This is a genomic window from Streptomyces rugosispiralis (assembly GCF_024505145.1).
GTDB lineage: Bacteria > Actinomycetota > Actinomycetes > Streptomycetales > Streptomycetaceae > Streptomyces > Streptomyces rugosispiralis.
Map to the genome: position 1 here is coordinate 1 of NZ_JANIAA010000019.1, position 12,512 is coordinate 12,512.

Annotated in this window: 13 protein-coding genes; 6 read left to right on the top strand and 7 right to left on the bottom strand. The window is 68.9% G+C overall.

Annotation, left to right across the window (positions count from 1 at the left end):
- The 4 genes from NP777_RS25535 to NP777_RS25550 all read right to left on the bottom strand — a co-directional run.
- On the bottom strand, positions 1–619 hold a 619-nt coding region (locus NP777_RS25535), incomplete at its 3' end, for an AMP-binding protein (RefSeq protein WP_256652531.1).
- Between the two features lie 141 nt (positions 620–760).
- A complete protein-coding gene (locus NP777_RS25540; protein ID WP_256652532.1) occupies positions 761–1,462 on the bottom strand; it encodes a thioesterase II family protein in 702 nt (233 codons plus the stop codon).
- Positions 1,463–2,046: 584 nt separating this feature from the next.
- Complete coding sequence (locus NP777_RS25545; protein WP_256652533.1) at positions 2,047–2,886, bottom strand: DUF4097 family beta strand repeat-containing protein; 840 nt, start codon at positions 2,884–2,886, stop codon at positions 2,047–2,049.
- Positions 2,887–2,950: 64 nt separating this feature from the next.
- Positions 2,951–3,487: a hypothetical protein gene (locus NP777_RS25550; RefSeq protein WP_256652534.1), complete on the bottom strand. Its 537-nt coding sequence runs from the start codon at positions 3,485–3,487 to the stop codon at positions 2,951–2,953.
- A gap of 549 nt (positions 3,488–4,036) precedes the next feature.
- Between NP777_RS25550 and NP777_RS25555 the strand changes: the two genes are divergently transcribed.
- From NP777_RS25555 to NP777_RS25580, 6 genes are all read left to right on the top strand, one after another.
- A complete protein-coding gene (locus tag NP777_RS25555) occupies positions 4,037–4,759 on the top strand; it encodes an LmbU family transcriptional regulator (protein ID WP_256652535.1) in 723 nt (240 codons plus the stop codon).
- 183 nt (positions 4,760–4,942) lie between these two features.
- Complete coding sequence (locus NP777_RS25560) at positions 4,943–5,755, top strand: dimethylarginine dimethylaminohydrolase family protein (RefSeq protein WP_256652536.1); 813 nt, start codon at positions 4,943–4,945, stop codon at positions 5,753–5,755.
- A gap of 443 nt (positions 5,756–6,198) precedes the next feature.
- Positions 6,199–6,288 carry a K(+)-transporting ATPase subunit F gene (gene kdpF, locus NP777_RS25565; RefSeq protein ID WP_018566520.1) on the top strand — a complete coding sequence of 30 codons (90 nt, stop codon included), beginning with the start codon at positions 6,199–6,201 and terminating at the stop codon, positions 6,286–6,288.
- Positions 6,289–6,296: 8 nt separating this feature from the next.
- A complete protein-coding gene (gene kdpA, locus NP777_RS25570; RefSeq protein WP_256652537.1) occupies positions 6,297–7,958 on the top strand; it encodes a potassium-transporting ATPase subunit KdpA in 1,662 nt (553 codons plus the stop codon).
- A complete protein-coding gene (kdpB, locus tag NP777_RS25575; protein WP_256652538.1) occupies positions 7,958–10,093 on the top strand; it encodes a potassium-transporting ATPase subunit KdpB in 2,136 nt (711 codons plus the stop codon). Before kdpA ends, kdpB begins: the two co-directional genes overlap by 1 nt.
- A gap of 5 nt (positions 10,094–10,098) precedes the next feature.
- Entirely contained in the window at positions 10,099–10,767 is a 669-nt protein-coding gene (locus tag NP777_RS25580) for a potassium-transporting ATPase subunit C (protein WP_256652539.1), read from the top strand.
- A 109-nt stretch (positions 10,768–10,876) separates the two neighbouring features.
- Here NP777_RS25580 and NP777_RS25585 read toward each other — a convergent pair whose 3' ends face one another.
- Genes NP777_RS25585 through NP777_RS25595 form a run of 3 tightly spaced genes read right to left on the bottom strand, consistent with a single transcriptional unit; the run spans position 10,877 to position 12,374 of the window.
- Positions 10,877–11,674: a hypothetical protein gene (locus NP777_RS25585; protein WP_256652540.1), complete on the bottom strand. Its 798-nt coding sequence runs from the start codon at positions 11,672–11,674 to the stop codon at positions 10,877–10,879.
- The gene (locus tag NP777_RS25590; RefSeq protein WP_256652541.1) at positions 11,671–12,219 is read right to left on the bottom strand and encodes a sigma-70 family RNA polymerase sigma factor; all 549 of its coding nucleotides are present in this window, start codon (positions 12,217–12,219) and stop codon (positions 11,671–11,673) included. Before NP777_RS25590 ends, NP777_RS25585 begins: the two co-directional genes overlap by 4 nt.
- Positions 12,216–12,374 (bottom strand): hypothetical protein, encoded by a 159-nt coding sequence (locus tag NP777_RS25595; protein ID WP_198276425.1) that lies wholly within the window; start codon positions 12,372–12,374, stop codon positions 12,216–12,218. Before NP777_RS25595 ends, NP777_RS25590 begins: the two co-directional genes overlap by 4 nt.
- Positions 12,375–12,512 lie beyond the last annotated feature (138 nt).

Below are 12,512 nucleotides of genomic sequence, written 5' to 3' on the forward strand. Positions count from 1 at the left end.
GCTTCCCCGGCGGCGCCACCACCACACACCCACCACCCAGCAACGGCACCCACAACTCGAACGTCGACGCGTCGAAGGCCTGCGCCGAATGCAACAGCACACGCGCATGCGCACCACCCCGAAAACGGGCATCACCGGCGAGGCCGACCACGGCCCGATGGGTGACCTCCACCCCCTTGGGAACCCCGGTGGAGCCGGAGGTGTACATCACATACGCCAGCCCATCCGCCGGAACCGGCGACACCTCGGGCACCCGAGCCGCCGCGACCTCCGCGACCACGTCCGGATCGTCCAGCGCGAGGAAAGGACACGAGCCGACAGGCAACTCGGCCACCAGCTCCTCAGAAGTCACCACCAGCACCGGCAAGGCATCCGCGAGCATGAACTCCAACCGCTCCGCCGGATACTCCGGATCCACCGGCAAATACGCGCCTCCGGCTTTCAGCACACCCAGCACCGCCGCGACCAACTCCACCGACCGCGGCAACGCGACCCCCACCACCGATTCCGCCCCCACCCCACGACCGGCGAACACACCCGCCAATCGGCCCGACCACTCATCCAACTCCCGATAGGTCACCGAACGCCCGCCGCACACCACCGCCACCGCATCCGGCACCTCGGAAACACACCGGGCAAACACCTCCGGGACCGAACCACAAGCGCCCGGACCTGTCTCGTTCAACTCACCGAAAAGGGGCGACGGAACGCCCATGTCAATGGAGCACAAAGAGACCACCTCCGGTTCTGTGGGAAGCCGTCAGCCCAGCAGGGTTCGACCGATGAAGGTAAACAGTTCGGCGCCGATCCGGGCGTCGGAGAAATAGAAATGACCGCCCGGGTAAATCCGGGTGTCGAAGCTCGCATTTGTGTACGCATGCCACCCTTCGACACTTTCTACGGATACCCGACTGTCGCGGTCGCCGACCAGTGCGGTGATGGGGCTGTCCAGCCGCGGGGCGGGGCTGATGCGGTGCTGTTCCCACAGGCGAAAATCGGCCAGGACAGTGGGCAGCAGAGCGTCCATGGCCTCGTCGTCGCCGACGATCTCCGCATCGAATCCGCCGAGCCGCAACACCTCGGCACGGAAGGCTTCCGCCGACAACTTGTGCATCTGCGGCCCCCGCTGGATCTCTCCGGGCTCCGCCTGGGCCGACAGGAACAAGTGGGCCGGCTGGGGGAGTCCGCGGGACTTCAGCGCCTGCGCCACCGCGTGGGCGAGCAGGGCGCCGCAGGAGTGGCCGAAGAAGGAGAACGAGCAGCCAAGAAGCGGTCGGAGCGCCTGGGTTATCGAGCGGACCAGGGGGCCGACCTGGGTGGGCAGTTCCTCGTCCACGCGGTTCTGACGGCCAGGTAACTGAACGGCCGTCACCTCGATCCCGGCGGGCAGACCGTCCGCCCAGTCGGCGTAGGCGCCGGCACCGCCACCCGCGTGCGGGAAGCAGATCAGCCGGTGCCTCATGTCGGTGCGACGGGCCCGCCACAAGGAGGGACTCTCCACGGCCAGACTCGTGCCGCTTGCACACGTACCGGTTTGCATTCTTCCTCCGCGGGTCCTCGGTGGCATACGGCAGGGCCAGGAATGACACCAAAATGCTGAAGAAAAGCTCGGTCACAGCACTGTGAATGCTGGAGGCGCAGTCGAGGTATTTCCGTGTCGGCGCCGCGCTCGGGATACGAGGAGAAGCCCGCCAATGCGGTTGTGCACCCCGACGCAAATGTCACCGTAACGCGAGGCGTCCAGCGAGAGGAAGGCGTCCCTGGAGGCGTCAGGAAAAAGCGATGTCACCGTCGCCCAGGAGTGTCCCGTCGCCAGGACAGTGCCGCCCGAGGGAAGGCATGTGCAACGGCCACGAGACCGGCCGGGGCAACCTGGCAGAAGGCGGGGAATGGGCGTCGGCGGAAGGCCGGGAGGAGGGCAGTTGCCGCCCGGGGGATGCCGGGGGATGCCGCCCGGGGGATGCCGCCCGGGGGATGCCGCCCGGGGGATGCCGCGAGAACAGCCGATGGGCACTCGGCACCTATGTGCCACGAAGGGGCGGGACGTCAGGCCCGGCGGATGACGATGTCCCCCATGGAGGTGCGGGCCCGTACCTCGACGGTCTCCTCGGTGGGCATGGGCCCGTCGGCGGAGGTGAGGTAGTTGCGTACGGTACCGCGCCGGGTGCGCAGATCGAGCCGAGCGGCGGTACCCTCCCGGATACCCACCTCCAACTCGCCGACCCCGGTCTCGACGCCGATGGAGCCGCGCTGGACCTCGCCGAGCCCGATGCTGCCGTTGGCGACCTTCACCTCGACCGAGCCGTGTGCGCGGTCGAGGGACACCGAACCGTTGGCGGCGGTCAGCCGAGCGTCGTCATGCGCCACGCCGACCCACACGTCCCCGTTGGTGTTCTTGATCACCGAGGGGCCGTCGAGTTCGGCCAGCCGCACGGTGCCGCTCCCCAGGGTGACGTCGGCGCGGCCGTTCACCCGGCGCACGGTGACATCGCCACTGCTCGCCTCCAGGTACAGGCCGTCCGTCTCCTCCAGCTCGATGTCGCCCATCCCGGACTTGAAGTGGCACATACCGAGCCGGCCGTCGCAGCGCAGCGCGGCAGAACCGACCGCGCCCCGCAGCCGCGACCCGGCCGGCATCTCAATGCGCACGTCGCTCGACCCGCTGTGGCCGAACGGAAGGTACTGCTTGGGGGCCTTGACAAGCAGTCGGCCACCCGAGTAGTCGACAGAGACCCGCTCGGCGGCCTTGGCGTCGGAATCCCTTGTGGCATCCGTCGGCACCACCGTGACCACGGTGTCCGCGCGGTCGCTCGCGACGATCCGGATGTCCCCCACGGGCAACTCGATGGTGACGGAGATCGGTTCGGGGGTCTCGTAGGCGGGCATGTCTCTACTCTCTTGATGAGGTCGCAGCGCGTCTCCGCTCGGGGCGGCGAGGATCCGGCACAGGTCAGCGAACCCAGCCGGAGTAGCGCTGCCCGCCCCGGGGGGCGCGCCGCTCACCGCGGTGGCTCTCGGACGCCAGCACGGCATTGCAGGCCCGGACGAGCCAGGCGTTCACCGAGAGACCCTGCTTGCCGGCGGCCTCGTCGATCAGGCCCTTGAGGTGCTCCGGGGGACGGAAGTTGATCCGCGCGGTACCGCCGGCGACCTCTCCGACCGCGCCCTCGGCGGGCCGGGGGGCCGGAGTCCCGCCCGTCGCGAACTCGTAGTCCTCCCCCTCGCCTTCGTACGGCTCGTCGGCGGGAGGCAGCGTGACGACGAAGTTGGGGTCGAGCCCGCGCAGCCGGACATCCACGGAGCCGGGCGCCAAGTCGCGGGTGATCTCGTCAGCGGCCGCGGACAGCGCCTTCAGGAGGGTGAGCCGGGTGGCCTTCTCGAGCGGCCCGACGAGCCGCTCGGCGAGCGCACGAGCGTCGTCACCGCCTCCGGCGGCGGCATCCATGAACTCGTGACAGAGCTCGTCTACGTAAGGCCGCATTTCCATGGCTGCATTATGGCACAACCGTGTCCCATCAGGTGAGTCACTCTGCCCACGAGATGGCGTCATCACGATCAGACCCCCTGGCGAACCGCTCCCGGAGCCAGATATTCCGCGGTGAGCGTCCGAGCATGGCGGCGGGGACGATAACCGGTCTACATCCCCCCATTTCCACCATCCCTCGCTTCCATTCCCTCGCGCACTGCCTTCCCGTCGCCCGGCGCCAGGGACAGGAAGGACACCACAATGGTACCGCTGTGGCGCAATATGGGTTACGTTGCCTTCGCGATATGGGTTACATTCTGCTGGCGAGGACTGGTCTCGAGTTCTCATGATCGATCCTCTGGGCGCGCGGTTGATCTTCAAGCTCGGCGTGACAAACCGGCGGCTTTCTTTCCGCCCGCCGCAGCACCCGCGCACCGCCCCCGACACGTGCAGGTCCCATGGTCGGACCAGCACCCCCGGAGGGCCGCGGCACCGATAACTTCACCGACCGAACAGCGGAATCCACTCCTGGTCCAGAAACCGTCCGTTCACAACAAAATGGGGGATGCAATGGACGCGAAAACGGAAACTCAGGACACGAAACACGCGCCGTCCAGAAAGTCACTGCCACTGCGGTCGGAGCAGCGCCGGGCCAACGGAGCCCGTGACCTGGGCCGCAGCCAGGTGCTCACCACGGGCGTCGGACTTCAGATGCCCGCCGAGCTGACCTTCGAGGATTGGCAGCGCGCCGGACTGCAGATATCCCGGCTCATCAATTCCTCGGTCTGGTGGCTGGGTGACTGGCTGGTCTACGGGAAGGACCATTTCGCCGACCGCTATCAGCGGGGTGTCCGGGCGGCCGGGTTACAGTACCAAACGCTGCGCAATTACGCCTGGGTGTCCAGGCGATTCGAACTGAGTCGACGCCGGTCCCGGCTGAGTTTCCAGCACCACGCCGAAGTCGCCTCCCTTCCGGTGGACGAGCAGGAACGGTGGCTCGACCGAGCCGAGCGGGAGAACTGGAGCACCAAGCAACTGCGGAATTCCATTCGCGACGCCCAGGGCGAAGAAGGACGGAACTGCAAGGACGAGTCGAACATCCAGCGGCTCCCCGTTCCGGGCGACCGGCTCACCCAATGGCGCAGGGCCGCCGAGCAATGTGGCTTCGACTTCGACAAATGGGTGCTGGTCACATTGGACAGCGCGGCCCGGCAGGCCCTCGCCGAGACAGAGCCCGGCCATGCGGACGCCGAGCGCGAGGAGGAGAAGAGAGCCCCGCTCTCCGTACGCTGACGCCTCCCTGACGACGCGATGACGCCACGCTCACGCCCGGTTGATGTCCCGTCGAGTTCCGCGGATCTTCCTATCGGCTCTCCGCTGTCGCCTCTCGGCGCACACGACCGTCCGGGGACCCCGCGCGCACCTTCACCGCATCGTCGCCTCGCCCATCACCCCTTCCTATCGGTCGGAGACCTGATGAACCGCGACCTGCTCATGTCCGACGCCACGCACTTCAGGATCAGCTACGAGATAAACCCCTACATGGACCGCAGTTGCCAGCCCGATAGCGGTGCGGCCCTCGCCGAGCACGAGGCGATCGCCGCGGCGCACCGGTCGGCCGGCCGTACGGTACGCACGATGAAGTCGGCCCCGGAATGCCCGGACATGGTCTACACGGCCAACGGGGCGTTCGTCTGCGATCGTCGCGCCGTGCTGGGCAACCCCCCGGCCGCCCGGCTGGAGGAGATCCCGTACTTCCACTCCTGGCTCAAGGAGAACGAGTTCGACGTCTTCGACGCGCCGTACGCCTTCAGCGGCCAGGGTGACGCCCTGGTCTGCGGCCGCTTCCTGCTGACCGGGTACGGACGGCGAACGGACCGGCGGATGCACGGCTTCCTGGCCGAGTTGTTCGGCCACGAGGTGGTGCCGCTGCGGACCGTCAGCGAGAAGTGGTACGACCTCGATCTGGCCGTCGCCGTCATCGACGAGCACACCCTGGCCTACCACCCCCCGGCCCTGGAGACCGAAAGCCGGGGCCGGCTGAAGGACCTGGGCCTGGAGCTCATCGAGGTCGGCGCCGAGGACGCCCAGGCCTTCGCGCTCAACCTGGTCAGCGACGGCACCACGGTGACCATGACGCGGGGCGCGCCGCGCCTCGGCGCTGTCCTGCGGGAACGCGGCCTTACGGTGGTGGACCTGGACACCACCGAACTGCGCAAGGGCGGGGGCGGGGTGCGCTGCACGGCGCTCACCCTCGACAATCCCGGTCCGCCCGGAGCCGCCGGATAGCCGACGACGCGCCCGTGACGCCATTCCGGCCCTCTCGGCCCGCCGCTTGGGCCGGAATGGCGTCACGCGAACACCAACTCGGCCGAGACCCGCCCCCTCGGACGCCACACACACCGTGACACCCGCCTCCGGCTTCCCGCCGGGCGCGGGTGTTCGTCGTGCCGCCCGCCTACGGCGGCAGAACGATCGGTTCCGGCCACCCCTCGCCGCGGCGCCCGTAAGAGCCGCGTCAAAGGCGCGCCGATCGCCGTATGGGACCCGTCAACGACGCCCGGATCCGGCCATGGAACGGGGTTTCCTTCTTGCGTTGTCCGTTCGATCCGCGTTCGCGGATCTCCTCCGACCTCTTTCCAGGAGCTCGCGATGGCCGATGTGGCCTTCGTCGTCGTCACCATCGCGGTGTTCGCGCTGGTGGCCTTTGTCGCCAAAGGGGTGACGAAGCTGTGACCGCCGAAAACGTCGTCGGCCTGATCGTGGCCGTCGCCCTGCTGGGCTATCTCGTCCTCGCCCTGATCTTCCCGGAGAGGTTCTGAGAACAGAAATGGGTCCCGTACTCGCCGGCGTGCTTCAGCTGCTCGCCCTCATAGGGGCGCTGGCGCTCGCCTACGTCCCCCTCGGCAACTACCTGGCCAGGGTCTACTCCTCCGAGAAGCATCTGCGCGTGGAGAAGTGGATCTACCAGGGCATCGGTGCCAACCCCGACACGGAGATGCGCTGGACCGCGTATCTGCGCGGGGTGCTGGCCTTCTCGGCGGCCGGGGTGCTCTTCCTCTATCTGCTGCAGCGGCTGCAGGGCAGCCTGCCCGGTTCGCTCGGGTTCTCCTCGATCGAGCCCGCGCAGGCCTTCGACACGGCCGCGTCCTTCGTGACGAACACCAACTGGCAGTCGTACGCGGGCGAGCAGGCCATGGGCCACGTCGTGCAGACCGCCGGGCTGGCCGTGCAGAACTTCGTGTCGGCGGCGGTGGGCATCGCCGTCGCGGTGGCGCTGGTACGTGGTTTCGCGCGCTCCCGCACCGGTGAGCTCGGGAACTTCTGGGCGGATCTGGTGCGCGGCACGGTCCGCGTGCTGGTGCCGGTGGCGGCGGTCGCCGCCGTGGTGCTGGTCGCCTGCGGGGCGATCCAGAACTTCTCCGGCATCCACGAGGTGGGCCAGTTCATGGGCGGCTCGCAGCAGTGGAACGGCGGCGCCGTGGCCTCGCAGGAGGCCATCAAGGAACTGGGCACCAACGGCGGCGGTTACTTCAACGCCAACAGCGCCCACCCGTTCGAGAACCCGACCCCGTTCACCAACCTCTTCGAGATCTTCCTGATCCTGGTCATCCCGCTGGCGCTGACCCGCGCCTTCGGTGTCATGGTCGGCTCGGTCAAGCAGGGTTACGCGATCCTGGCGACCATGGTCACCATCTGGGTCGGCTTCGTCGCCCTGCTGATGTGGACCGAGTTCGCCCACCACGGCCCGGCGCTGCAGGCCTCCGGTGGTGCGATGGAGGGCAAGGAGACCCGGTTCGGGGTCGGCGCCTCGGCGCTCTTCGGGGTGTCGACCACGCTCACCTCGACCGGAGCGGTGGACTCCTTCCACTCCTCCTTCACCGGGCTGGGCGGCGGCATCACCATGCTCGGCATGATGCTGGGCGAGATCGCGCCCGGCGGGGTGGGCTCCGGGCTCTACGGAATGCTGATCATGGCGATCATCGCGGTGTTCATCGCCGGGCTGATGGTCGGCCGTACGCCCGAGTATCTGGGCAAGAAGATCGGTTCCCGGGAGATCAAGCTGGCGGCCTGCTACATCCTGGTCACCCCGGCGCTGGTGCTGATCTTCACCGCCGCCTCCGTGGCCCTGCCGACGCCGCCGAACTCGATGCTCAACTCCGGTGCGCACGGCTTCTCCGAGGTGCTGTACGCCTTCACCTCCGCCTCCAACAACAACGGCTCGGCCTTCGCGGGCCTGAACGCGAACACCGACTGGTACAACACCACGACCGGGCTCGCGATGCTGCTCGGCCGCTTCGTGCCCATGGTCTTCGTACTGGCGCTCGCGGGCTCGCTCGCCGGGCAGCGGCCGGTCCCGGCCACCGCGGGCACCCTGCGCACCGAAAAGCCGCTGTTCACCGGGTTGTTGGTGGGCGCGATCCTGATCATCACCGGTCTGACGTACTTCCCGGCGCTGGCGCTGGGCCCGCTGGCCGAAGGGCTGGCGTGATGACCACCCGCACAGGAAACCACGAGGACTCCATGTCCACTGCCACTCCGACCAGGGCGCCGCACGGCGGCGTTCCCAGCGGGCACACCCCGGCCGAGGACCGCGTCGGCGCCGGCCTCTTCGACCCCCGGCAGCTGCTCAGGTCGCTGCCGGACGCCTTCCGCAAGCTGGACCCGCGGGTGATGGTGAAGTCGCCCGTGATGTTCGTCGTGCTGGTCGGGTCCGTACTGACCACCGCGTTCTCGTTCACCGACCCGGGCGACTGGTTCGGCTGGGCGATCAGCGCCTGGCTGTGGCTGACCGTGATCTTCGCCAATCTGGCGGAGGCGGTCGCCGAGGGCCGTGGCAAGGCGCAGGCCGACACCCTGCGCAAGGCCAAGACCGACACCGTCGCGCGACGGCTGGTCAGGGACGGCTCGGAGGAGCGGATCCCCGGCACCGGGCTGACCATCGGTGATCTGGTGGTCTGCGAGGCCGGTGATGTCATCCCCGGCGACGGCGATGTCGTCGAGGGCGTCGCCTCGGTCGACGAGTCGGCGATCACCGGCGAGTCGGCGCCGGTCATCCGGGAGTCCGGCGGCGACCGTTCGGCCGTGACCGGCGGGACGAAGGTGCTGTCCGACCGCATCGTCATCAGGATCACCACCAAGCCGGGCGAGACCTTCATCGACCGGATGATCAACCTGGTGGAGGGCGCCGCGCGGCAGAAGACGCCCAACGAGATCGCGCTGAACATCCTGCTCGCCTCGCTGACCATCGTGTTCCTGCTCGCCTGCGCCACGCTGCCGGCGTTCGCGGGTTACGCGGGCTCACATCTGACGATGGTGGTGCTGGTGGCGCTGCTGGTCTGTCTGATCCCGACGACGATCGGCGCGCTGCTGTCGGCGATCGGCATCGCGGGCATGGACCGGCTGGTGCAGCGCAATGTGCTGGCGATGTCGGGCCGGGCGGTCGAGGCCGCCGGTGACGTCTCCACGCTGCTGCTGGACAAGACCGGCACCATCACCCTGGGCAATCGGCAGGCGGCGGAGTTCGTGCCGGTGCGCGGCACCACCGAGGCCGAGGTGGCGGACGCCGCCCAGCTGTCCTCGCTGGCCGACGAGACGCCCGAGGGCCGGTCCGTCGTCGTCCTGGCGAAGGAGGCGTACGGGCTGCGCGAGCGCCACCAGGGCGAGCTGGTGGGCGCCGAGTGGGTCGAGTTCACCGCGCAGACCCGGATGTCGGGTGTGGACGTCGACAAGCGGAAGATCCGCAAGGGGGCGGCCGGTTCGGTCGTCGCCTGGGTCCGGGAGCGGGGCGGTACGGTCGCCGAGGACGCGGACCGGATCGCCCAGCGGATCTCCGCGGCCGGTGGCACCCCGCTGCTGGTGGCGGTGGACGATGCCGACGGGGCCCGGGTCCTGGGCGTCATCCACCTCAAGGACGTGGTCAAGGAGGGCATGCGGGAGCGGTTCGACGAGCTGCGCCGCATGGGCATCAAGACCGTCATGATCACGGGTGACAACCCGCTGACGGCCAAGGCGATCGCCGAGGAGGCGGGCGTCGACGACTTCCTCGCCGAGGCCACGCCCGAGGACAAGATGGCCCTGATCAAGCGGGAGCAGGCGGGCGGCAAGCTGGTCGCGATGACCGGCGACGGCACCAACGACGCCCCGGCGCTGGCGCAGGCGGACGTCGGGGTGGCGATGAACACCGGTACGTCGGCCGCCAAGGAGGCCGGCAACATGGTCGACCTCGACTCCAACCCGACCAAGCTGATCGAGATCGTGGAGATCGGCAAGCAGTTGCTGATCACCCGGGGCGCGCTGACCACCTTCTCCATCGCCAACGATGTCGCGAAGTACTTCGCGATCATCCCGGCGCTGTTCGCGGCGGTCTACCCGGGCCTGGACAAGCTGAACATCATGCAGCTGTCCTCGCCGGACTCGGCGATCCTCTCCGCGGTCGTCTTCAACGCGCTGATCATCATCGCGCTGGTGCCGCTGGCCCTGCGGGGCGTGCGCTACCGGCCGATGAGCGCGGACCGGATGCTGCGGCGCAACCTCGGGATCTACGGTCTCGGCGGCCTGATCGCGCCCTTCGTCGGCATCAAGATCATCGACATCCTCATCTCCCTCATCCCCGGGATCGGCTGATCGCCATGAACCATTCCGTCACGAACACCGTCCGGCTGTTCGGCGCCGGGCTGCGCGCCCTGCTGATGCTGACCCTGGTCACGGGCGTCATCTACCCGCTGGTGGTCACCGGCGTCGCCCAGGGGCTGTTCCACGACAAGGCGAACGGCTCCGAGATCACGGCGCACGGCAAGGTCGTCGGCTCCTCGCTGATCGGGCAGTCGTACCACCTGCCGCTGAAGAAGGGGCAGGAGACCCCGGACCCCGATCTGAGGTGGTTCCAGGGACGCCCGGCGAACGGCCTCGGCAGCAACAGCGTCAACACGCGGTACAAGCTGCTGCTGTCCGGAGCCACCAACCTCTCCGCCGACAGCAAGGACCTCCTCCGGCAGGTGCGGGACGCCAGGGCCGCGGTCGTCAGGGACAACTCGGTGCCCGGCTACACCGTCAAGCCGTCCCAGGTCCCCGCCGAGGCGGTGACGTCCTCCGGCTCAGGTCTGGACCCGGACATCTCCCCGCGGTACGCGAAGATCCAGGTCCACCGGGTCGCGGAGCGGAACGGGCTGTCCGTCGGCCAGGTGGAGAGGCTGATCGAGGACCACACCGAGGGGCGCACGATCGGGTTCATCGGCGAGCCGCGGGTGAACGTCCTCGAGCTGAACGTCGCGCTCAGGGATCTGGTGGCCCAGCGCTGAGGGTGGCGCGCCGAGCCGAAGCTGGCGCGCCGAGGAGTTCTGCGCCTTCGGGTACGGGAGTCGGCGGCCGGAGACATTCTCCGGCCGCCGGCTCTTTGTGCCATGGCCGCTACGCGGGCGACCCGCTGCGCGGCCGCTCCGGCAGCACGGCACGGTCGGCGGGAGGCGCGGCGTCCGTGGGGGTCTTGGTGGTGGTGAGGTCCTCGATACGGTCGGCGAACCCCGGCTCCGGCAGCGGGAGGTCGATGTCGGGGTCGTCGGTGAAGTCGACGGCCTCGGCGACGTAGTGGATGACCGCCCTGGTGGCGGGCGGCACCTCCTGTCCCCTCTTCAGGCCGTGCAGGATGCGGAGGGCGGCGGCCATCTCGTGGTCGGTGGCGGTCCAGTCCTCCACGGTGTCGGTGACCGGCGGGATGTCGTTGCCCGCCTGCTCGTGCCACCACTCGAGCCATGCGTGCGCCTGGCCGTCCTCGCCCAGGGCCATGTGGTGGAGGTAGAGGCAGTACGCGGCGGCGGGGTCGCCGGCCCCGGCGGCGAACTGCCACCAGAACTGGGCGTGGTCCTCATGCCCGGCCAGTTGGAGCACGCATCCCAGAACCCGGGAGCCGGGCGGTTCGAGGATGCGGCGGGTGAGGAAGTCCCGCAGCTGGGTCAGGGCGTCGGGGCGGGCGATGATCGCCTCGCACAGGGTGTGCAGGTCCTGCGCCATCCGCTCATCCGCGCCCGGCGCCGCGGCTCCGGTGGCCGCGGCGGTCCGTCGGGCCTGTTGTGGGGGGCGCTCCTGGGGCGGGGTGCCACCGGGGTTGGCGTGGCGGGCGGCGAGCCGGGCCTCGGCGGCCTCGAAGTCGATGGGAGGGGCGGGGTTGAGCAGGGCCCGTGCGAGGATGCGGTCAATGGGTGAGGTCATCGGTTGTCCTTGGCCAGGAGTTGTTGCAGACGGCGGCGGGCGTAGCGGGCGGTGGAGCGGACGCCGGCCTCGGTGATGCCGAGGTGGGTGGCGGTCTCGGCGACGCTGTAGCCGCGGCAGTGGAGCAGGATGACCACGTCCTGCTGGCGCTCGGGGAGTTTCTTGATCGCCTGATAGAGGTTCAGGCTCTCCTCCAGGGCGGCGATGGGGTCGACCGCGTCCTTGAGGATCGCGGTCTCGAAGGTCGCGTTGTCCAGGAGGGCGGGGCCCCGGTTGCGGGCCCGGGCGAGGTCGATGACCCGGTTCTTCATGACCTTCCAGGCGTAGGCGGCCGGGTTCTCCATGGTCAGCACCCTGGGCCAGCAGCGCAGGAGTTGTTCGAAGGCGGCGTCGACGGCCTCTTCGGCGTCCGCGTGGTTGCCGAGGTAGACCATGGCCCGGTCGATGTACGCCTTCCGGTGGAGCTGGTGGAAGGCACGGAAGTCGGCGGGGAGTCCGGTGGTCATCGAGGTGATCTCGCGCGAGCGCGGGAAGTCGTTGGTCACCGCTCCCCTCCCTCCGGGTTGTTGCGATGCAGTTCCGATACGCCGACGCGGACTCCCATCGCGGCCGCGCGGCGCAGGAGGGCGATGGCGTCACTGCCGAATACTCGGGTGACGAGTACGGCGGTGACGACGTTCACCACGGTTTGAAGATTCACCGGACTTCGCTGTCCTTCTGTTCGTCGTACGGGGGTGGCCCCCACACGCCCCGCGAGTGCGCGGTGTTGCGCCCTCTGTTCAGATAGCGCGTACCAACGCCGGTTCGTGCATCGGATGAGCCTAAAATCTTACGGAAC